Here is a 23231-nt window from a genome sequence, read left to right on the forward strand (position 1 = left end):
TAACTTTAATAGAATTATTCTTGTGAAAAAAGAATTTACTTTTTCAAATATTTTTAATGTTTGATATCTTTGGCCAATGTTAGAAATTCTTTATCAAGACCCTTATATTGTTGCTATAAATAAACCTAGGGATTTGCTAGTGCACAAATCCTTTATAGCCAGTGATATTAGCCAATACGCTGTACAAGAACTACGTAATCAAATCGGACAAAGAGTATATCCAGTACATCGTTTAGATAGAAAAACCTCAGGTGTTTTATTGTTTGCTTTAGATAAGGAAACTTTAAAGGTATTAAATCAAGAGTTTTCTTCTCAAGGGGTTGAAAAAACGTATTTAGCTATTTTAAGAGGGTATAGCCCTGAAAAGGGGGTGATTGATTATCCTCTTACCAATGATAGTGGTAAAAAGCAAGAAGCCTTAACAAACTTCCAGACCCTAGAAAGAGTTGAGATTCCAATGGCAAGTAAAACCCATCCTACCTCGAGATACTCCTTGGTTTTAGCTTATCCCATTACAGGTAGGCAGCATCAGTTGCGAAAGCATTTCAAGCATATTTTCCATCCTATTTTAGGAAGTCGGCCTCATGGGTGTAATAAACAAAATAAATTATGGTTGGATAATCACAACCTAAGCGCGATGCTTTTACACGCTTTAGAATTAAGTTTTACCCACCCTGTTTATAAAAAACGCATCACATTAAAAGCAAAACTTGACAAACACTATGCGTTATATAATGCCGTTTTGGGATTTAATTTGCAAAAGTTTTATTAGTTGATTGTTTTTTTACTCATACCTTAAGGCCTCTACAGGGTCTAATTTGGAGGCTTTTAAAGCTGGGTATAGTCCAGAGATAATAGCCACTAAGAACGTTGTTATAAAGGCAGCTAAAATAGCACCCCAAGGGATAGTGAATACAAATCCCATTATCAAGGCTAAGCTATAGGCAGTTACAATGCCCAACAAAGTACCTAGTAAACCTCCTAGTTGGCCTATAATAATAGTTTCTGTAAAAAACTGCCAAGCTATTATTCGACGTTTTGCACCTAGAGCTTTGCGTATTCCAATTTCTCTGGTTCGTTCGGTTACCGATACCAACATAATATTCATCAGAGCAATCGAGGAGCCTAAAATGGTAATTAAACCGATCATCCAAGCAGCAATATTTAATGTGGTTACTTGAGTTAACATAGATCGAATCATATCATCGCTTCTCTCAATACCAAAATTTGCTTTTTGTATAGGGGTAAGGTTTCGTATGTTTCTAAATAAAATAGTGGCAACATCGGTGGCTTGTTCTAAAAGTCCTTCTTGTAAAATAGAAACTTTAATGGTGTAATTTATATTTGCAGCATTAAAAATATTTCGGGCTATTGGTAGGGGAATAAAAACTCGTTGATCCTCACTATTTCCAAAGGTACTTCCTTGTGGCTTTAACATTCCTTGAATTTCGAACTTATGCCCTCTAATAGAGATGGTTTGTCCAATGGGGTTTGTTGCTTTAAATAAACTCTTAGCAAAGTCAGCTCCAACCACACAAACATATCTAGAGTTGGTGATATCGGTTTGACTTAAGTTTCTACCAAATTCCACTTTAAGACCACTATTGGCCAAGTAATTCTCATCGATACCCAACACAGATACATCTGGATCGGTTTTATCATTTTCACTTTTTACCTCGATATTCGAAGCGGCTCTAAACGATAAAGAGACCGAGCTTGGGTAAAAGTCGTATTTTTCTTTAAATTCTAACCCTTGAGCATAAGTAATAATAGCATTTGGCTTGTACTTGGGCTGATTTTTAGCCATATTATCCGATAAACTATATCGGCTAATAGTAAATGTGTTGGCACCCATAGAAGCAAAGTCTTCTATAATTGTATTTTTCAAGGCACTTACCACAGATAAAATTCCAACTAAAGCCCAAATACCAATTGCGATAATAAATACCGTGATGGTAGTACGAGTGATTTGGCTGCGTATGCTAGCCAAAGCAATGTTTATATTTTCAAAAGCAATTTTCCACATACCTATTGGTAGTTGTTTTTAATAAAATGTTACAAGTAAAAGTAGCAAAAAAACCCAACAAGTAAATAAGGTTATTTTCTTAGGAGTTTTATTTTGGTGCCAATGGGTAAATATATGGGAGTGTTTGCCAAGTGTGGTGTGAAAAAATTCAGTATTTTTGTAGACGTTTAAATCATAAAAATTAAATAAAAATGGCAAAAAAACCTGGGATTCCAAAAGGAACAAGAGACTTTTCTCCGACTGAAGTGGCAAGAAGACAATACATTATGCAAACTATTCGACACGGATTTGAGAAATTTGGTTTCCATCCAATTGAAACTCCTTCGTTTGAAAATCTAGACACTCTTTTGGGGAAATATGGAGAAGAGGGTGATCGTTTAATTTTTAAAATTCTAAACTCAGGAGATTATTTAGCTAAGGCAGACCTGGATATTTTACAACAGAAGAACAGTTCGAAATTAACCAATCAAATAAGTGAAAAGGCATTGCGATACGATTTAACGGTACCTTTTGCCAGGTATGTGGTAATGCACCAAAATGAAATCGATTTTCCTTTTAAGCGCTATCAAATTCAACCTGTTTGGAGAGCAGATCGCCCTCAAAAAGGTAGATATAGAGAATTCTTTCAATGTGATGCGGATGTTATCGGAAGTACCTCATTATGGCAAGAAGTAGAGTTTGTTAGTTTATATGACCGCGTTTTTACAGCATTGGGTATAAATGGGGTTACTATAAAACTAAACAATCGAAAAATCTTATCGGGAATAGCTCAGGTAATTGGAGCTAGTGATAAATTGATTGATTTCACTGTAGCTTTAGATAAATTAGATAAAATTGGTGAGCAAGGTGTTAAGGACGAAATGATTGAAAAAGGAATTTGTCCAACGGCTATTGAAAAGGTGCAGCCTCTTTTTAATTTCACTGGTGATTACACACAAAAAATTGAGCAGTTAAAACTCTTATTGGCCAGTTCGCAAATAGGTTTACAAGGGGTAGAAGAATTGGAATTTATTGGCCAAAAGATTAAAGAAATCGGACTATTAAGTGCTCATTTAAATTTAGATGTTACCCTGGCTAGAGGTTTAAATTATTATACAGGAGCTATTTATGAAATTCAAGCCCCACAAGGCGTTAAAATTGGTTCTATTGGTGGTGGAGGTAGATATGATGATTTAACAGGTATCTTTGGTTTAAAGGATATGAGTGGAGTGGGTATTTCATTTGGATTAGATCGTATTTATTTGGTTATGGAGGAATTAAATTTATTTCCAGAGCAAGTAAAGGCCTCTAGTGAGGTATTATTTCTAAATATGGGTGAACAAGAAATGGGATATGCCTTTACAGCCTGTATGGCATTAAGAGACAAGGGGATTAAAGCAGAAATTTACCCCGATAAAGCAAAAGTGGGTAAACAGTTCCAATTTGCCGATAAAAAGGGAATTCCTTTTGCTGTTATTGTAGGTAGTCAAGAAATACAAGAAAACCGATACACGTTAAAGAATTTAACCACAGGTGAGCAAACTAGCCTAAACTTACAAGAGCTCGAACAAGCATTAAAGTAAACGCGAGAATTATATTTTTATAAAAACAGTTGTTACTAACAACTGTTTTTTTTTCCTACAAACCAATTGTTGCAAACCAATTGCTTTGGTAGCTATTAACCTATTTTACTTGGTAACACGCCTTATGTTAAAGATCAATATTGAAGATTTTGTTGTTAATTATTCCCTTTGCGATCGAGAATATTTAGATTTGAAATGGAACGGAAAATTTGGTCCTAAGTATAAGGATGAGAATCATTTTTTCAGGCTACAGGTTTTAGAGCAAGTTATCCTTGATCCATCCAAAGTGGAGATACAACTCTTACGTGAACTATTTATTTGTCTTGGACGTAGTGCACAATTAAACTTTTATGTTCATCCGTATTTTTGTGTGTTAGCCCAAGAGCTATTGCAACGTGGTGGAAAAGAGTTTTTATTTGAATATGTATGTGCGGCACATATTTCTTATGATACTTTTACAGCAACGGCAGATATCAAATTGGATTGCAAAACAAAGGCTGAATTATTGCAATATTTTGATTATTTAAAAACCGAGCTTTTAGAGCCCAGTATGGCTAAGTTATTTGTAGAGCCAATTCGCAATCGTTTTGTGTAAGTTTATAATGGCTATAAATCACCAAATAACTTGTCGATTTTCTCTTATCTACAGGTAAAACCTAATTTTTTTAATGAAGCCTAAAAAAAATGCAAAATTAATTTAGCGCTTACTCAATACCATTAAACAGATGTATTATCTATTAAGTAATATACTTATTTGGGATGTAAATCCCCAAGCATTTCATATTGGACCTATCGATTTTCGGTATTATGGTATTTTATTTGCCATAGGAATATTAGTGGGATACCAGATTGAAAAAAAGATTTTTATAAAAGAAAACCTTTCTTTAAAAGTCTTAGACACCCTTTTGATTTATATAGTAATTGGTACTTTATTGGGAGCCAGAATAGGGCATTGTCTTTTTTACGATTTTGCTTATTACAAGGATCATTTACTGGAGATTCTTGTGCCGTTTGAAAACATACAAGGGGATTATAAATTTGTTGGATTTAAAGGCCTTGCTAGTCATGGTGGAGCTATTGGAGTATTATTAAGTATTTTACTTTATTGTAAAAAGTACCATATGAATTTATTTTATCTCTTAGACCGATTATCTGTGGCTATTGCTGCTACTGCAGGCTTTATTCGTATAGGTAATCTTATGAACTCTGAGATTTATGGGAAACCCACTAGTGGTAGTTGGGGAGTGATTTTTGCTTTACACGATGATCTGGCCCGACACCCAACACAGATTTATGAATCTGTGGGGTATTTTTGTATAGGTCTTTTGTTATTTTGGGGCTATAAAATGGGATTGGCTCAAAAAAAAGGGCTTTTATTTGGCTTGTTTTTAATAGGAATGTTTTCCACTCGTTTTATACTGGAGTTTTATAAAGAAAACCAAGTTGATTTTGAGCAAAACATGCTCTTTAATATGGGACAAATCTTAAGTGTTCCTTTTCTTTTATTGGGTTTACTACTTGTTTTATATAGTCTGTTTTATCCAATAAAAGCCAAAAAAAGTGTCTATTAATTAAGTAATTAGCAAGGAAAAGCTTTTTGAGTTGTTTGTATTTGGTGGTGGTAGTATTTTTAAAGAATGATTTGGGTAATAGTATAGATAAGTAATCCAACAAGACCTCCTACGATGGTTCCGTTAACTCGAATAAATTGTAAGTCTTTACCAACTTCAAGTTCTAGTTTATCGCTTAACTCTCTACCATCCCATTTATCAACTGTATTTTTTATGAGTTGTCCTACTTCTTTGGTGTTTTTTAAAGCTAGGCGATAAATAGTTTGTTGTACCCAGGCATTTATTTTGTTTTGTAAAACCGGATCTTGTTGTAAATCTAGGGCTAAATTACCCAAGGTTTTTCCAATATAATTACGAAGGGTTCCATTTGGAGTATTTAATTGTACTTGGATAAGATCTAAGGTGGAATCTAAAAGGTCTTCTACGTATTGTCTTAAAATAGTATCGGAAACAAATTGATTTATTAGTTGATCAAATTTTGTTTTCCATGATTCTAAAGTTTCAATCTCCACACACAATACCTCTAATCGGTATGTAATCTCTTTTCTAATCTTATGTTCTGGGTCTTTGGCTATGTCCTCTAAAAATGTATGGATGCCGCTAATTAGTTGATTGGTTACCGCTTTTCCTCCCACAAGAGCCAATAACGGCTTTTTGTCAATTACTGCTTGGTATATTTGATCGCGATTTTGCTCCACGTAGTTTTGAGCCTTGGGAATAATTACATCCAATAAACGATTATGCTCATTTTTTTGTATTGCATACATTAACCCGGTGGCTGCCATGGCCTGGAAGTTAATATTTACAATTAAATCTTTGGCTTTTCGTTGGACAAAATCGGCTACTTTTTGCTTTTCTAAATCTTGGATAATATTCCAAGCTAAATCACAGATTTCTGTCTCTATTAGTTTTTGATTTTTCTTAACTCCTAGCCAATTGGCTATTAAAATGGCCAAATCAATTCTTTTTATATAAGGTCTAATATTGGCTGAGGTAAGAAAATTGTCTGTTACAAAATCTCCGAGATTGTCTCCGATGACATTTTTACTATTTTCTATTAAATTAGTATGAGGTATACGCAATCCCATAGGGTGTCTAAAAAGAGCAGTTACTGCAAACCAATCGGCAAGGGCCCCTACCATGGCGGCCTCGGAGAATGCCTTTAGGTATCCCATCCAGGGCATTTGGTAGTATTTAATTAAAAAAACCATTAGCAAATAAACCAAAGCCATGGCTACAAATAGACCCGTAGCGATGCGTTTGTGTTTAATGAGTTGCTGTTTTTTATTTGGCATAGTAAAGAATTTAAAAAAATAAATTTACAAAAAATAATCTAGAAGTCCTCTGGTATCTCGAACCTTAAGGTTTGTTTACTAGAGGGATGGATGAATTCTATTGCTTGGGCATGTAGGTATAATCTTTGTGCTGGTTGGCCGTAAAGGTCGTCTCCCACAATCGAAGCATTAAGTCCTAAGGGATGAGCAGCGTGCATTCTTAATTGATGTGTTCTACCGGTGATAGGATAAAAATAAACTTTGGTTGTTTGCCCGTTTGTGCTTATAATTTGGTAATTGGTCACGGCTGGTTTTCCATGAGTGTAACAGACCATTTGACGAGGTCTATCCTCCAAATCTAAACGCAAAGGCAGATCAATGGTTCCTTTGCCTAGAGGTAATTCGCCTTGCAACAGGGCTACATATGTTTTTCGTATTGTTTGATCTAAAAATTGTTTTTGAATGGCTTTGTGCGCTTTTTTAGTCTTTGCAATAATTAATATTCCCGAGGTGGCCATATCTAAACGATGGACAATAAAAGGGCTGTTATTTTGTGGATATCTTTGTTGCATTCTTGTATACACCGAATCTTGGATATATATACCGGGAACCGATAAAAAGTCGTGGGGTTTATTTACAATTGCTAAGTCTTGGTCTTCAAAAATAATTTCTAACTCTTTTTGTAAAACAGGTGTTTTTAAAAGCGGATTATCCTCCACCTGAAGTCCTTGAAGCATATGGGTTAAAATAGGTTCGCATTTTCCTTTACATGCTCCGTAGTAATGAAGGTGTTTTCTGATTTCACTCTTGGGAGATTCTCCCCACCAAAATTCAGCCATGCTAATGGGTGTATAGCCTTTTAAATAGGCATATTGCAATAATCTTGGGGCCGCACAATCTCCTGCTGCTGCTGGGGGGAAAGCCCCTAGATGCTCTTGAAATATATCTAAAAGATCTTTTTGAACTCCTTTTGCATTTAGGAATTTATATTGCTGAAAAAGCTTTTTTTGCAGCGCATTGGATTTCTGTTTTCGACTTTGTTTTAAAAGTTGTATTTTTTGTTGTTGTTTTTGAATCTCTAAATTTAACTGATCAATAGTAGTTTCCCAGAATTTTACCAATTCGCGTAATTCATGTTTATCTCTTAAACTTTGCTTTATTAGATCTTGTGATAATGCTTCAAATTCTTGCGCATTTAAAATAGGTTCTTTATCTAACCTGATTTGTTTTCGTTGATTTTTTAAAGTTTTTAAAGCCTGTTTTTTCTGTGCTATTTCAAGTAAACTTTCTTGGGTTTTTAAAATAAGCTGCTGTTTTAAATGTAAATATTCAGGATCGTTTTTTAACTGATCTATCTCTAGGTTGATTTTATTTAAAACTTGTTCTTCTTGTAAGAAAAATCCTTTTTCTTGATAAAGATCAAATACACTAGGAGCAAAACCTTGCATGTGGGTGTATTGTGCCAATTTACCTGAAAAAGCAGCTATATACCCCAGGGTATTATCTTGGGTTTTAACAACCAATACTCCAAACATTTTTCCGCATGGTAACCCCTGTGGATTTGTTTTATCAAACAAAGGACTAATTATGGGATGACTCTCTAAGTGGTTTTGTAGTTCTTGAGCTGCTAGGATACTAATTTTTGCTGGTTGATAAAAGAAAGGAAAAGTAAATTTTTCCGGTAAATCTACCGATGAAATATCGTTTTTAAAACGCCTTAAAATACTACAGGAATCTCTCATGAAATGGATATTATTTGGCAAAAGTAAGTAATTAATAAAAAGCAATCTTATTAATTAACAAAATCTGGCTATAATCTGGTATAGGTTAGGGGTATAAAAACAACGGTTTTTATAAAAGTTGTTTTTTCTTATTTTTTATTTCTAGGCTATTTTATTGCTCCTTAAAGGTTATAGAAAATGAGCCAGCAATGCCCTTTGGTGATTTACAATGTGAACTTTAAGATAATAATAATTGCAAAAAAGTATATTTTGTTTGCTAGGGGTTTTGTGTGATATCGAGTTAAATACTATCTTTGGCCTTTCTAAGTATTAAATCAATACAAATTATGTTTGATAATCTAAGTGATAAATTAGATAAAGCCTTTCATATCCTTAAAGGACACGGCAAAATTACCGAAGTAAACGTAGCGGATACCCTAAAAGAGGTACGTAGAGCATTATTAGATGCCGACGTTAACTTTAAAATTGCCAAAGATTTTACCAATAGAGTAAAAGAGAAGGCTTTAGGACAAGACGTTTTAACGACATTACAACCAGGACAATTGATGATTAAGATCGTAAAAGACGAGCTTACACAATTAATGGGGGGTGAGGTTGCTGGAGTGAATCTTTCAGGTACTCCTTCGATTATTTTAATGTCTGGTTTACAAGGTTCCGGTAAAACAACGTTCTCTGGAAAACTTGCTAATTTTTTAAAAACAAAAAAGAATAAAAAACCTTTATTAGTTGCTTGTGATGTTTATCGTCCAGCGGCTATTGATCAGTTACATGTTGTAGGAGATCAATTAGGGGTAGAGGTTTATTCTGAACCTGGTAATAATGATCCGGTTGCTATTGCTAACAATGCTATTGCGCATGCAAAGTCAAAGGGTTTTAATGTAGTTATTGTCGATACAGCGGGACGTTTGGCTGTGGATGAGCAAATGATGAATGAAATTGCTAATATCCATAGTAGTATTAAGCCACATGAAACTTTGTTTGTGGTGGATTCCATGACAGGACAAGATGCAGTTAATACAGCCAAAGCGTTTAACGATAGATTGAATTTTGACGGGGTAATCTTAACTAAATTAGATGGAGATACTCGCGGGGGAGCTGCAATTTCTATTAAATCTGTAGTAAATAAACCAATTAAGTTTATTGGTACAGGTGAGAAAATGGATGCAATTGATGTGTTCTACCCAGAGCGTATGGCCGATCGTATTTTGGGAATGGGAGACGTTATTTCCTTAGTAGAACGTGCTCAGGCACAATACGATGAGGAAGAAGCTCGTAAGATTCAAAAGAAAATTGCTAAAAACGAATTTGGTTTTGATGATTTCTTATCTCAAATTCAGCAAGTTAAAAAAATGGGTAGCATGAAAGACTTAGTTGGCATGTTACCAGGGGTTGGTAAAGCTTTAAAAGATGTTGAGATTGAAGATGATGCCTTTAAACACATCGAGGCAATTATTCACTCTATGACACCACAAGAGCGTTCAAAACCCTCTTTATTAGATGCAAAAAGAAAGGCAAGAATTGCCAAGGGGTCAGGGACCGATATTCAACAAGTTAACCAATTACTTAAGCAATTTGATCAAATGAGCAAGATGATGAAAATGATGCAGGGCTCAAAAGGAAAGAATCTTATGCGTATGATGGGCAACTTAAAGGGAATGCAATAAAAGTTTTAGTGAAGGTTTAAAATTCTAAGGAAATTTAAACCTTTGCTGTTTTCTTATACACAACACACACACAACACACTAAAAACACAAAAGTCATGCAACTACTAGACGGGAAAAAAATATCCTCGGATATTAAAAATGAAATTGCCCAAGAAGTACAATCAATGAAAGATCGCGGGGAGAAAGTACCTCATTTAGCAGCGGTTTTAGTTGGAGACAACGGAGCGAGTTTAACTTACGTTGGAAGTAAAGTTAAATCTTGTCAACAAATTGGATTTGAATCAACTCTTGTAGCCTTGCCAAAGCAAACTACCCAGCAAGAGCTCCTAGAAAAGATTCAAGAGTTAAATAATGATCCCGAAATTGATGGGTATATTGTTCAACTACCTTTACCTGAGCATATTGACGAACAAGCTATTTTAATGGCAATTGATCCCGATAAGGATGTGGATGGTTTTCACCCGACAAACTTTGGGAAAATGGCCCTAGAAATGGAAACTTTCTTACCAGCAACTCCATACGGAATTATGGAACTTTTACAGCGCTATGAAGTACCGACTTGTGGGAAAAATGTTGTAGTTATTGGACGTAGTCACATTGTGGGAAGACCAATTAGTATTTTACTTAGTCGTAAAGGAAACCCAGGAGATGCTACTGTTACTTTGACTCATAGTCGAACAAAAGATTTACATGAAATTACCCAAAAAGCAGATATTATTATCTCTGCCCTAGGAGTACCTCATTTTTTAAAGGCAGATATGGTAAAGCCAGGAGTTACTATAATTGATGTTGGAATCACTCGTGTGCAGGATGACTCTAATGAGCGTGGTTATGTTATTGCCGGAGACGTAGATTTTGAAAACGTAAGTAAAAAAGCATCTTTTATTACCCCGGTTCCAGGAGGAGTTGGGCCTATGACAATTGCAATGTTACTGAAAAACACTTTGTTGGCTAGAGAAAGAAAAGCTAAAGGGGCAAAGTAGTTACTAAAAAAGGCTTTATTGACCAATAAGATAAGATAGGTCGCATACTTGTTATGCGGCCTTTTTTTATGCTTTGACTTTTTTTAAAAAAAAATAAAATACAATAAAATAAAGTGAATTGGTATAACAAGCCCTGGTAAGTTTCTACCAGTGATTGGATAAGACTCTGTTTTTAAGTAAGCTAACTTTTAAATAAAGGTAGAATTTATAGCTAAGCTAAGTGAATAATTTTTTTTTTTAAAGAGGCGTTTTTTGGCAGGCTTTTTTTCGCAGTTTATTTTTCGCATCGATTTATTAATTGCATTTTTATTTATTAAAAACGCATTTAACCAAATCCAAGTAAAACAATATAGATGTGTTTTTCATAGCAAAGTGGTTTTAAATACTTTATATTTGTTAGGGCTTTTTGCAATAAAGAGCCTTGTTGATTAACTAAAAAGTCATTATGGGAATTTATACAAAGAATATTGAATTATTTGAAAAGGCCTATCAAAAGGTAAAAAGCAAACATAAAATTGTAGGAGCAATTAGACTGGTGATGTTTTTAGGGATAGTATATTGCTTTTATTTAAGTGTATCTAGATCCGATTTTACCTATTTGTATATATGTGGTGGGTTTGTAGTGCTGTTTATAATTCTTCTTAAGATCCACGCTGATTACTCCTGGAAGATGAGTTACGCCCAGGCTCTTTTACAGGTTAATCAAGATGAGGTAGATTTTTTAGAGAATAAAAAATGGCCATTTGAAGATGGAAAGGAGTTCTTAACCCTTGATCACCCCTATGCCTATGACTTGGATATTTTTGGTCCCAAATCCCTGTACCAAGCATTAAATCGAACCAGTTCTTATATTGGACAAGAAAAGCTTGCAGATTTATTAAAATATGGTTTAGACCAACAAGAGATATTGGCCAATCAACAGGCAATAAAAGAATTAAGTCAAAACTTGGATTGGCGTCAGCAAATCAATGCTTACTCTAGACTGTGTAATTTAGATAAAGATACCTACCAGCGTTTAAAGAATTGGAGTTTAAGTGTATCGAAAGATTTATCAAGCACTACACGATTTTTAAGTTATTTAATCCCTGCAATACTAGGGGTGAGTATTTTGGTATATATTTTTTATAGTTCCTTGGTTGTAGGCTATGTCATTTCAACTGCGTTTTCTTTAAATTTAATATTATCTATATCTAAGTCAAGGGATATTCAAAGAGAATTGGGGTCAGCCGATAAGGTTCACCAAACAATTAATAGTTATAGTGAGATTGTAAAACGCATAGAAAAACAAAGTTTCACCACCCCTAAGATGAAGCATTTTTTAGAGCTGTTAAAAAGGGATAATTTTAAAACTAGTAAGGAGTTAAAGACCTTATCTAATCTTTTTGAAAAATTAGAAACAGTAGGTAATCTGTTTATAATGATTTTGTTTAATGGTTTAGGTCAATACCATATACATGTACTAGATAGGCTGATACGTTGGAAAAATAAGAACTCTAAGGTATTACTATCGGCAATTGATGTGGTGGGACAAATCGAGGCTTTAAACTCTTTGGCAAACTTCTCTTATAACAACCGGGATTACACCTTTGCCAATTATAATAATAAACAAACAATGGAGTTCAAAGAATTAGGACATCCTTTGTTAAACCCGCAAAAAAGGGTTTGTAATGATATTAGTTTTAAACAACACCGATTTGTGATTCTAACCGGTAGTAATATGTCTGGCAAGAGTACTTTTTTACGCACCATCGGTGTGAATTTAGTTCTAGCTAATATGGGGGCTCCTATTTGTGCAAGTTCCGCTAATTTATTTGTGTTACCTTTATTTGTTTCGATGCGTTTAACCGATTCGTTAGACGATAGTGAATCTTATTTCTATGCGGAGGTAAAACGATTAAAGATGATCATGGAAAATGCCCAAAAGCAGCCTTGTTTTGTTTTGTTAGATGAAATACTTCGTGGAACTAATTCCGATGATAAACAAAGTGGAACTATTGGGGTTATAACAAAGCTTATTCAAAGTGATACCTTCGGGGTGATAGCAACCCATGATTTAGAGGTTTGTAATACAACCCTACAATACCCTGATATATTAACTAACAAATGTTTTGAAGTTGAGATTAAAAACGATGACTTGTTTTTTGATTACAAAATCAGATCAGGTGTGTGTCAGAACAAAAATGCTACTTTTATTATGAAAAAAATGGGCATTATCAATTAATAAATACTTTTTTAAATAAATCTGTATTTGGTTGGATTTAAAAATTAAACCCCCTTTATATATAATAAAGAGGGTTTTGATTTTTTAAGTAAATAATGTAAGCTACTTAAGGCCTAATATATCTAATTTTTAGATTTCTTGGATTAATTCATTGATTAAGGCTCTAGCAATTGGTTCGGCTTGTTGTACTGCCTTTAATACCTCTTGGTGATTTACATCGGCAATTCCTTGTTCATCTCCCATATCAGAGATAACAGAAATACCAAAGACATCCATATCCATGTGTCTGGCTACAATAACCTCTGGAACAGTACTCATACCCACACAATCTCCACCTACGGCTTTCACCATTTTATATTCAGCTAGGGTTTCAAAGGTTGGCCCTTGTAAACCATAATAAACACCTTGTTTTAAATCAAAGTTGTTTTTCTTGCCAATCTCTAAGGCTTTTAAGATTAAATCTTTGGTGTAAACCTGGTTCATGTTTACAAACCTTGGACCAAATCTTAGATCGTTTTCCCCACGTAAAGGATGTTCAGGGAAAGCATTAATATGATCGGTGATAATCATAATATCTCCAATTTTGAAATTTGGATTTACCCCACCTGAAGCATTAGAAACTATTAGGGTTTGAACTCCCAAATATTTCATTACGCGAATTGGAAAAACGGTTGTTTTAATATCATAACCTTCATAGTAATGAAATCTACCTTGCATAGCCACTACTTTTTTACCTGCTATGGTACCAAAAATTAAAGCTCCTTTGTGCCCCTGAACAGTAGAGACAGGAAAGTTTGGAATCTCTGCATAAGGAATTTCATGTTCAATGGTAATATCCGCAGTTAAATTTCCTAATCCAGAACCCAGGACAATTCCTATTTCTGGCTTAAAATTTGTTTTTTCCTCTAAAAACTTAACAGTTTGTTGTACTTGTTCCCACATAATGTAAAATGGTTTTATCAAACTCTTGTCCTTGACTTATAAAAGAAGTTTGAATTGGTAAATAATACAATTGCTCACAGGGGATTAAATTTTGTAAACGCATATAATCCTTCTCTGTGGTGATAATTTTTTTATCTTTTGCGTTTTGTAAAATTTGTTCAATGTCCTTTGGGGTGAAATTATGATGATCTTTAAAAACCATACAAACTGTATTTGGTTTTTTTACATGATCAAAAAAGCTCTGTGGTTTTGCAATTCCTGCCACCATGATAAAATCAAACTTTTTAAAATCCTCCAAACAAATCGAACTCGTTTTATTCTTTGCAATTTTACTAAATTCAATATACGTAAAAAAAGACAATTGTCCCGGGGCAAGGTTTAATTTTTTACGTATAGATGCTTGATTTTCTTTACTTAAGTCTTTTGGGCATTTAGTGACAATAACAATTTGAGCTCTTTTAGTTGCTTTTTGGGTTTCTCTTAAGTTTCCTGTGGGAAGTAAAAAATCTTTATAGTAAGGTTGGTTATAGGTGGTTAATAAAATATATAGCCCACCTTGGATAGCTAGATGCTGGTAGGCATCATCTAAAACCGCCACTTGGGTTGTTGGGCTTTGCTGTAAGATATTTTCAAGGCCGTTAACCCGGTTGGAGTCTACCGCTACTTTTATTTTTTCGAATTTACTGTGATATTGAAATGGCTCATCTCCAATTTCTGGCATTAATGTGTTTTTATTGGCCAAAACAAAACCTTTGGTTTGTCTTTTATATCCTCTAGATAAAGTAGCAAGTTTGTATTTATCTTGTAAAAGGTTGATTAGATACTCAACCATTGGTGTTTTTCCGGTTCCTCCAACACTTAAGTTTCCCACTACAATAACAGGAATAGAAAAGCGGGTTCTTTTAAAAATCCCTGTTTTATAAAACCAAGTTCTAACACTGGTAATAAGGCCATATAAGATCGAAAAAGGGAATAATAAAAAGCGTAAAATCTGCATGAATATAATAATATTGCTTTGTAACGTGTTTTTTTACATCCTTTGTTTTTATAAAAGATGTGGTTAAGGCAAATATAAGGTTGATTTTTTACTTAATTATCTTTAGGTGTTTTAATTTTAAATCTATTGTTTTACCATCAGATTTTATGTTTGTTTGCTTTAATCACTAAAAAGCCTTTTAAAGTTTAGGGGATTAAATTATTAAACTTATATTTATAAGGCTTTTAGATTTTTATATTTGCCAGCAAATAAAGTGATATACAATAGGCTTTGGTTACCTTTGCCTTGATTTTCGTGGTTCACGATACTAAAAATGCATTAAAAAAATGAAAATTAAAGAATTTGCCGAAGTTTTACAGCAATTAGCACCTTTGGGTTATGCGGAGAGTTTTGATAACGTAGGTCTTTTGGTAGGAAATGAAAATACGCAAATTACCTCTGTTTTAGTAGCTCATGATGCTTTAGAGCAAGTAGTTCAAGAGGCTATCGATAAGCAGTGTAACTTAATTGTATGTTTTCATCCAATTTGGTTTTCTTCCCTAAAGAGTTTAACGGGTAAAAATTATGTAGAAAGAGCCCTTATTAAGGCCATTCGTCATGATATTGCTATTTATGCCATTCATACGGCATTGGATAATCATAGCCAAGGGGTCAATAAAATATTTTGCGATACTATAGGGGTGAGAAATCCAGAAATTTTGATACCCAAGCAAAATTATATCAAAAAATTAGTAACCTACGTACCCCAGGATTATACCCAAAGAGTTCAAGATGCTCTTTTTGCTAGTGGAGCGGGTTCTCTGGGCGATTATAGTGAATGTAGTTTTACCTCCAAAGGTCTAGGGAGTTTTAAACCCGGTAGTACAACTAGTCCTTTTGTAGGACAAATAGGACAACGTCATGTAGAACCAGAGGATCGATTAGAGATTGTTTTTGAAAAGCATTTACAAGGCGCAATCCTAAAGGCATTACATGGGGCTCATCCTTACCAAGAGGTTGCCTATGAAATATTTTCAATTGAAAATACCATGAAAAATGTTGGAATGGGAATGGTAGGAGAATTAGACCAGGCCATGGATGAGCTTGCGTTTTTAAATTTAGTTAAGCAAAAAACCCAAAGCAATGGTATTCGTTACAGTAAATTATTAAACAAGCCAATTAAGCGCGTGGCTGTATTGGGGGGATCGGGTAGTTTTGCCATTTCAGATGCAATTAAACAACAGGCCGATATACTGTTAACGGCAGATTTAAAATATCATGACTATTATCAGGCTGAAAATCAGATTGTTTTAGCTGATATTGGACATTTTGAGAGTGAAAGATATACAAAAAATTATATAGTTGAATTTCTTTCAAAAAAAATGACTACTTTTGCAGTTATTTTATCAACAGTAAATACGAATCCAGTTAACTACTTATAAGATGACAAAGAAAAAAGAATTAACCGTTGAAGAGAAGTTAAGAGCTTTATACGACTTGCAATTAATTGACTCTAGAATTGACGAAATTAGAAATATGAGAGGGGAATTACCTCTAGAAGTTGAAGATTTACAAGATGAAGTTGCTGGACTGAACAAACGCTTAGAAAAGTTACATGCAGATTTAAGTACAATTGAACTTGGAATTAAAGAGAAAAAAGGTTCAATTGATGAGTTTAAAGAAGCTATTAAGAAATATACAGAGCAACAAAATCAAGTTAAGAACAATCGTGAGTACAATTCTTTAGAGAAAGAAATTGAGTTCCAAAACTTAGAAATCGAGCTTGCCGAGAAGCACATTAAAGAAATGAAGGCTAGCATTGAGTTCAAAAAAAGCAATATTTCCGAGACCCAAGAGCGTTTAGAGGCTAGACAAGAGCACTTAGGTCATAAAGAAGCTGAGTTAAATCAAATCATGGCAGAGACCGAGCGTGAGGAGCAATTGCTTTTACAAAAATCGGAAGAGTTCAAATTAGATGTTGAGGAGCGTTTATTAGTAGCTTATACTCGTATTAGAAATGGAGTTAAAAACGGATTAGCAGTTGTATCTGTTGAGCGTGGTGCCTCTGGAGGATCTTACTTTACAATTCCACCTCAAACCCAAGTGGAGATTGCTGCTCGTAAGAAAATTATCACCGATGAGCACAGTGGACGTATCTTAGTGGATAGTGCACTTGCTGAAGAAGAAAGAGAAAAAATCGAAGCAATTATTGCTAGTATTTAAAAAATATTAAAAAAGCCTCTAATTAAGAGGCTTTTTTTGACTTTAAAAACTATGAAGAAACTAGTAGGTAAAATAATTAACACTTACAGTGTGTTTAACATCTGTCGGGCAGTTAAAATAGCCTATGGTTTGTTTGCAACTCCAAGAAAAGGAAAAATTAAGGGTGATTTACCTGATTTTTTAAAAAAAGCTACCTCTGGTAAGTTAACCTTTGATTTATTAGAGCTTCAGGTTTACTCTTGGAACAATTCTAGGGCTAACTCACAAACCATTTTATTGGTCCATGGTTGGCAAAGTAATACCAACCGATGGGAGGCTTTATGTAAAGGATTGCCTAGAAATTATAATTGGGTTGGAGTAGATGCCCCTTGTCAGGGGAAAAGCCAAGGTACAGAGTTATCGGTATTTCAGTATAGCCAAGTTCTACAAGAGGTGATCAAAGAATTTAATCCCCAAATTATCATCGCACATTCTTTAGGAGCCTTTGCTGTTTTAGATAGTTTATCTAACAAGCAAAATCCTTTTTTAGAAAAAATAATTCTCTTGGGTGCTTTAGATAAATTTGAACATATTGTGTGGAATTATTTCAACATGATGGGATATAACAAAAAATTGCAAGAAAGATTTATTTCTTATATCGAATCAATTATTGGAAAAGATTTATCTGAGTATGCAAGTTATTTATTTGTTGAAAATATTGCGGCTAAGTTTCTTGTTATCCATGATAAAAATGATTGTGTTGTACCTTTAGAAAAAAGCTTAAATTTGCATAGGGAGTTACAAAAGAAAAACGCAGAGATTATTTACACCCATAATTCGGACCATTCTTTACAAAATCAGACTGTGTATACCTATATCTATGATTTTATCACCCAACAGGAGTAGGAAGATTTTTTTGGTTCAACTATTATTTTAGCTATGCAGGAAATTGAAAAAACAAGATTAAATAAATATTTATCCGAAGTAGGATATTGTTCACGTCGTGAGGCAGATCGTTTAATTGAACAAGGATTAATACTTGTTAATGGTCAAGTTCCACAAATGGGAACTAAAGTTAGCTCACAGGATCAAATCAAGGTTAACGGAGAGTTAATTGGACAAAAGGATCAAGCACCGGTTTATTTGGCCTTTTACAAGCCAATTGGTATTGAGTGTACCACCAATACCAAGGTAAAAGATAATATTGTGGATTACATTAATTATCCCAAACGTATTTTTCCTGTAGGAAGGTTAGATAAAGATAGCGAGGGGTTAATTATTATGACCAACGATGGAGATATTGTAAATAAGATTCTTAGACAAAAAAACAATCACGAGAAGGAATACATAGTAACGGTTAACAAACCCATTACCGATCGCTTTTTAACACGTATGAGTTTAGGGGTGCCTATTTTAGATACAATCACCAAACCTTGTCGGGTAGAGGCAATTAGTAAAAATGTATTTCGAATCTTTTTAACACAAGGTTTGAATCGTCAAATCAGACGTATGTGTGAGTATTTTGATTACGATGTAGTGGCTTTAAAGCGTATTCGTATTATTAATATTTCTTTAGATGTTCCCTTGGGCAAGTATCGTGAACTTACCAAAAAAGAGTTAGATGAGTTAAATGAGTTAATTGCGCCTTCAAGTAAAACCCAAGAGGCAAGTCAAGGGTATAGTGATCCTGGTTTTACACCAAAAGTAGGTAGTTCTAAGGCAGTGGTTTCTAGTAGTAGAAATGGTAAGAAAAATTTTGAAAGAGAGAAAAATAAATCCGCGCAAAATAAAACCTTTTCACTTAAAAACGAGCGTTTAACAAAACGAAGAAGAGATTAAATGTCAGGTTAAGGCAAATATATAAACAAAAAAGCACTAGAAAACTAGTGCTTTTTTGTTTGAAATTATACCTGTTTTATTGTTCTTCTAATACACTAAACTCAGCTGCCGAGGCGTAATCCTGTCCATTGTGGGAGCTTAAGGCTGTAAAGCGTATATAACGCGCTTTTTGGGGACTGTCAAAAAGAATTTTTTGAGCCATAGTTTGATCTAAAAATTCACCTTGGTATACCTTTGTCCAGTCTTTGGTGTCATTGCTTAGATGAATTTGAAACTCTTTTACGTTACCGGTTTTTCCTTCTTGTCTGTGTTGGTAAACAAAACCTTTGATATTTTTTGTTTCTTGGGTATCAAAGATGATCCAATGGGGATACTGAGCCACGGTTACCGAATACATACTATGCCAGATTGTGGAGGGATCATTGTCTAGTAAATTTTGTGGGTCTCCATAACTTGTCTCTACACTAGAGTGTGCTAAAACAGAGAGATTGATGTTCTCTAAGGTTTGAATTTCCTGCTCGCTGATTAACCTAGGATTATCCTTTGGCCAGGCCTTTATCTTGGCTTTTGCTCTTTGTAAGATAGGCTGTTTGTATTCAAAGGGTTGTTGTTGGTTAATTTGAACCATTATGTTTTCTTGCCCATCTTTGCCCAGTAAATGCAAATAACCCTGGTTGTCTCTATGGATAACAATTGGCGTTTGCCCCATGGAGCTAACTTGGGCTTTTTGATTGTAATCTTTGTTAGCCACTGGTCTTATTATAAAACCGAAATTCAAGGCAGTTGATTTCACGCGATCCTCCGGTAGTGGGGGGCCCTGACCACAACTATTTCCACCCAGACCAGTTACTTTATCTAGTAAATATAAATGCGTAGAATTACTATGGGGTAACTCATAACTATGAGGTGCTAGGGTTAATTCTAATTCACTATAGGGTAGAGCGGAGGCCGAGAATTCTTGATCGGCAATAAAAACAACACCTAGGTCTTGGGAGTTGGTTAAACTAGCCCATCTAACTTGTTCCCTGTTTCCTGTGGATTGAGGTTTGGTCCAAGGTACATATAAATTTTCTACTTTAGATTCATATTGAGCTATAACAGCGCCTGTTTTTCGGTCATTGTAATTATTAAATGGACCTTTACCATAATAGGTATAATTGATTAGCTCTGGGTTTACCTGCATGGTGTAACCAATATGAGCCAAGGAAAGGTTGTTGTTATTTGCACTTATACTACTTTGAAGTTCAACCGAGCCGTCCTTGTAGATGGTATATACCAAATAGGTGTTAAAATAAAAGTCGTTTTTATCAAATGGTCTTTGTTTTAAATCTGTTATGGTATATTTTCCCGAGGAACCACCATGGATTTGACTGGCATAAGCAGCTTGTGAGGTAACTCGGTAGGTAATCACTAAATCTTTATTTGGTAAGTAATAATGGTCCATTTGGGTTACTTTATGTTCTAGGTTATGTAATCCGTTTAAAAACCAAGTTTTATAAGCCCAATTATCGTTGTCCATAGGAGCTCTAAAGGCATCTAACTTAGGGCCATTTTTTTGATAAAACACCTGGGTGTTCTGATAGATTAAATCAGCGATACTTCCGGTTTTATTATCAAAGCTTACCAAGAAATCTTTTCCAGTTACCTTTAAGGTATCTTTGGTTTGAATAAGGGTTAAATCAGTGCTTTGGTGTATCGTGGTGTTTATTTGAGGTTTATCTAAAGGACTTTGTAAAAGGATTTGTTCTTGCATTTGTACATACCCTTTTTTTGACCAAAAGTTGTCTTTTAGAGTCAAAAAATCGATAACCATGAAGTATTCACTTTGTGGATCAAAATTTATTTGACTAAGATCTATTTGAATTTCTTTTTTCTGTCTTGGACCTATTTCACTAATATCTGGTCCAAGGTAGTTAATCCCCGATGCAATAGGCACTCCGTTTTGTAAAATGGTATACTTTAATTGGTAATCCGATAGGTTGGTGAAATAATTTTTATTGAAAATCTCTAACTTCCCCTTGGAAATATCCACTGGTGTTACCTGTATGTTTTGATAAACTTTTTTCACCTCATAGTATTGAGGTTTCGGGGTTAAATCACCAAACAACAAGCCGTTCATTACAAACATACCATCATTTGGCGTGTCTTGAAAATCACCTCCGTAGGCTAGATATTTTTCATGGGTGTCTTTATCATAATTATATAGAGATTGATCAACCCAGTCCCAGATGGCTCCCCCTACAAAAAAGTTAGTGGATTCAATAGCGTTCCAGTAATCCACTAGATTTCCAGCTGCATTTCCCATGGAATGAGCATATTCGGATATATGAAATGGATATTTTATGGGATATTGTCCCTTAACAGCTTCTTGAACCCACCCAATAGAGGGATATTGGTTGGAGCCCATATCCACAATTTGGTTGTTTCTCTCATATTGTATTGGTCGAGAATCATCAATGGCTTTAATAGCATTGTAAGCTGCTACAAAGTTATCACCCGGGCCAGCTTCATTACCCAAGGACCATATCACAATACTAGGGTGGTTAATAGTGGCATGTACCATTTCAAGGTTTCGAGCCACATGGGCATTCTCCCATTCTTTGGGATGCGATAAAGAGGCTTGACCATAATAATACTGATGACTTTCAATATTGGCCTCATCCTCTAGGTAAATACCATATTTATCACACAGATAATACCAATAGGGATCATCTGGATAGTGGGCATTTCTGACATGGTTTATATTAGCTCTTTTTAATAGCTGAATTTCTTGTAGCATTTGTTGCTCACTAATAACATGTCCGGTGGTAGGATTAGTCTCATGTCGGTTTACTCCTTTTAATTTTACAGGCTTCCCATTGATGTAAAAATAGCGGCCTTGTAAAGAAAACTCATCCTGATGAGCTGGGGTTTGCTTTATTTCTACTTTTCTAAATCCTGTATAACTTGAAACACTTTCGATTACTTTGTTTTTACTATCTAGTAAACTAACCACCAGGGTGTACCGATAAGGAGCCTCGGCACTCCATTTCAAGGGCTGTTTAATGGCTATGGTATTTTGAATATTTAGCTGCTGATTTGGGGATATCGAACTTGTTAATTTTATAGGCTTGGATTGATAAACCAGGGTGTTATTATCACTGTATAATTCATTTTGGTATAAGGCATATTCTAGTTTATAACCTTTTGCAATTTTTTTGTCTAAGTTTTTTATCTGCGAGCTAACCTGTAGGGTACCCTCGGTGTATTGTGGGTCTAAATCTGGGATTATTACCATATTGGATAGTTGCACTTTTGGTTTGGCTTGCAGAGATACTTCACGGAAAATACCCGGTAAACGAAACATATCTTGTGCCTCTAAAAAGGAACCATCTGAGTTTCGGTATACCTCTACACTCACCTTGTTGGGTTTGTCTGTATTTAAATAATTGGTTATATCAAAACTAGCTTGATTCCTTGAGTTTTTTGAAAAACCAACGAACTTTCCATTAATCCACAAATAAAAAAAAGAGTCTACACCATCAAAGTTGATATAAATCTGTTTGTTTTGCCACGACTTTGGTAAATCAAATTCCCTTGTGTATGAACCTACTTCGTTTCTATGTTGGTAAGTGGTCCAATTTTCAGGTGGAGTACGCATTACCCCTTTTTTATAATCATCCTTCTCTACCTTATGGTAAAAAATAACAGGTTGATTAACATAGATGGGTTTGCCGTATTTCAGATTTCCATTTTTTTCAAGTCCTGCTAGATTCCAATTCATTGGTACTTTAACCGTATCCCAATGTTGGTTATTAAAGTCGGTTTTGTAAAAGTCTATAGGTCTTTGATCTGGGTGTGGTACCCAAAAAAATCGCCATGTACCATTTAATGATAAATAGTTTGGGCTGTTTTGCTTTAAAACTTTGCGCGCTTGTTGTGGATCATCAAAAGAAAATTGGTATGCTTTGGGTAATTGTTTGTTTAAGGCCACTTGTTCAGGTGATTCCCAGTGTTTACCCCTTAAGATAGTGTCTGTGGAAAAACTGTATCCTGGAATGGAATTGCTAAAAGGAAAATTTTGAGCGGTTATTATTTGTGTGGATATTAAAATCAATATAGAACACAAGTGTTTTAATAGGGGATTTTTATAAATCATAAGTTATTTGTTTGGCCTTACAAAAATAGAATTATAAATGAAATAGGCTGTATTTATAAAAAATAACACCTCAAATTTATATTAACTTAAT

Annotated in this window: 17 protein-coding genes; 11 read left to right on the forward strand and 6 right to left on the reverse strand. The window is 34.5% G+C overall.

Annotated features, from left to right (window positions below):
• Positions 1-76: 76 nt before the first annotated feature.
• Complete coding sequence (locus ACYSNV_RS03815; RefSeq protein ID WP_461761238.1) at positions 77-772, forward strand: pseudouridine synthase; 696 nt, start codon at positions 77-79, stop codon at positions 770-772.
• A gap of 12 nt (positions 773-784) precedes the next feature.
• Here ACYSNV_RS03815 and ACYSNV_RS03820 read toward each other — a convergent pair whose 3' ends face one another.
• Entirely contained in the window at positions 785-2026 is a 1242-nt protein-coding gene (locus tag ACYSNV_RS03820; RefSeq protein ID WP_461761239.1) for an ABC transporter permease, read from the reverse strand.
• A 191-nt stretch (positions 2027-2217) separates the two neighbouring features.
• Here ACYSNV_RS03820 and hisS point away from each other — a divergent pair, with 191 nt between their 5' ends.
• From hisS to lgt, 3 genes are all read left to right on the forward strand, one after another.
• Positions 2218-3588: a histidine--tRNA ligase gene (gene hisS / locus ACYSNV_RS03825; RefSeq protein ID WP_461761240.1), complete on the forward strand. Its 1371-nt coding sequence runs from the start codon at positions 2218-2220 to the stop codon at positions 3586-3588.
• A 124-nt stretch (positions 3589-3712) separates the two neighbouring features.
• Positions 3713-4183: a hypothetical protein gene (locus ACYSNV_RS03830; protein ID WP_461761241.1), complete on the forward strand. Its 471-nt coding sequence runs from the start codon at positions 3713-3715 to the stop codon at positions 4181-4183.
• Positions 4184-4313: 130 nt separating this feature from the next.
• Positions 4314-5159 carry a prolipoprotein diacylglyceryl transferase gene (gene lgt / locus ACYSNV_RS03835; protein WP_461761242.1) on the forward strand — a complete coding sequence of 282 codons (846 nt, stop codon included), beginning with the start codon at positions 4314-4316 and terminating at the stop codon, positions 5157-5159.
• Between the two features lie 59 nt (positions 5160-5218).
• On the opposite strand, the gene ACYSNV_RS03840 is transcribed toward lgt, so the two are convergent.
• Positions 5219-6454 carry a DUF445 domain-containing protein gene (locus ACYSNV_RS03840; protein ID WP_461761243.1) on the reverse strand — a complete coding sequence of 412 codons (1236 nt, stop codon included), beginning with the start codon at positions 6452-6454 and terminating at the stop codon, positions 5219-5221.
• A gap of 38 nt (positions 6455-6492) precedes the next feature.
• Positions 6493-8175, reverse strand: a complete 1683-nt coding sequence (locus ACYSNV_RS03845; RefSeq protein WP_461761244.1) for an RluA family pseudouridine synthase — start codon at positions 8173-8175, stop codon at positions 6493-6495.
• 326 nt (positions 8176-8501) lie between these two features.
• On the opposite strand from ACYSNV_RS03845, the gene ffh reads away from it, so the two are divergent.
• From ffh to ACYSNV_RS03860, 3 genes are all read left to right on the forward strand, one after another.
• A complete protein-coding gene (gene ffh, locus ACYSNV_RS03850; protein ID WP_461761245.1) occupies positions 8502-9839 on the forward strand; it encodes a signal recognition particle protein in 1338 nt (445 codons plus the stop codon).
• Between the two features lie 95 nt (positions 9840-9934).
• Positions 9935-10822: a bifunctional methylenetetrahydrofolate dehydrogenase/methenyltetrahydrofolate cyclohydrolase FolD gene (gene folD / locus ACYSNV_RS03855; protein WP_461761246.1), complete on the forward strand. Its 888-nt coding sequence runs from the start codon at positions 9935-9937 to the stop codon at positions 10820-10822.
• A 445-nt stretch (positions 10823-11267) separates the two neighbouring features.
• Positions 11268-13043: a MutS-related protein gene (locus tag ACYSNV_RS03860; RefSeq protein ID WP_461761247.1), complete on the forward strand. Its 1776-nt coding sequence runs from the start codon at positions 11268-11270 to the stop codon at positions 13041-13043.
• 129 nt (positions 13044-13172) lie between these two features.
• Here ACYSNV_RS03860 and ACYSNV_RS03865 read toward each other — a convergent pair whose 3' ends face one another.
• Positions 13173-13985, reverse strand: a complete 813-nt coding sequence (locus tag ACYSNV_RS03865; RefSeq protein WP_461761248.1) for a purine-nucleoside phosphorylase — start codon at positions 13983-13985, stop codon at positions 13173-13175.
• On the reverse strand, positions 13957-14982 hold the full coding sequence (lpxK, locus tag ACYSNV_RS03870; protein ID WP_461761249.1) for a tetraacyldisaccharide 4'-kinase: 1026 nt from the start codon (positions 14980-14982) through the stop codon (positions 13957-13959). Before lpxK ends, ACYSNV_RS03865 begins: the two co-directional genes overlap by 29 nt.
• 326 nt (positions 14983-15308) lie before the next feature.
• Here lpxK and ACYSNV_RS03875 point away from each other — a divergent pair, with 326 nt between their 5' ends.
• Genes ACYSNV_RS03875 through rluF form a run of 4 tightly spaced genes read left to right on the forward strand, consistent with a single transcriptional unit; the run spans position 15309 to position 19002 of the window.
• Positions 15309-16403: a Nif3-like dinuclear metal center hexameric protein gene (locus tag ACYSNV_RS03875; RefSeq protein WP_461761250.1), complete on the forward strand. Its 1095-nt coding sequence runs from the start codon at positions 15309-15311 to the stop codon at positions 16401-16403.
• A gap of 1 nt (position 16404) precedes the next feature.
• The gene (locus tag ACYSNV_RS03880) at positions 16405-17184 is read left to right on the forward strand and encodes a zinc ribbon domain-containing protein (protein ID WP_461761251.1); all 780 of its coding nucleotides are present in this window, start codon (positions 16405-16407) and stop codon (positions 17182-17184) included.
• 51 nt (positions 17185-17235) lie between these two features.
• Positions 17236-18069, forward strand: a complete 834-nt coding sequence (locus tag ACYSNV_RS03885) for an alpha/beta hydrolase (RefSeq protein WP_461761252.1) — start codon at positions 17236-17238, stop codon at positions 18067-18069.
• Positions 18070-18102: 33 nt separating this feature from the next.
• Positions 18103-19002, forward strand: a complete 900-nt coding sequence (gene rluF, locus ACYSNV_RS03890) for a 23S rRNA pseudouridine(2604) synthase RluF (protein ID WP_461761253.1) — start codon at positions 18103-18105, stop codon at positions 19000-19002.
• Between the two features lie 76 nt (positions 19003-19078).
• Here the strand turns inward: rluF and ACYSNV_RS03895 are convergent, their stop codons facing one another.
• Positions 19079-23140, reverse strand: coding sequence for a glycoside hydrolase family 2 TIM barrel-domain containing protein (locus ACYSNV_RS03895; protein WP_461761254.1), 4062 nt, complete (start codon positions 23138-23140; stop codon positions 19079-19081).
• Positions 23141-23231: the final 91 nt, after the last annotated feature.

It is taken from the genome of Myroides sp. LJL119 (genome assembly GCF_054871605.1).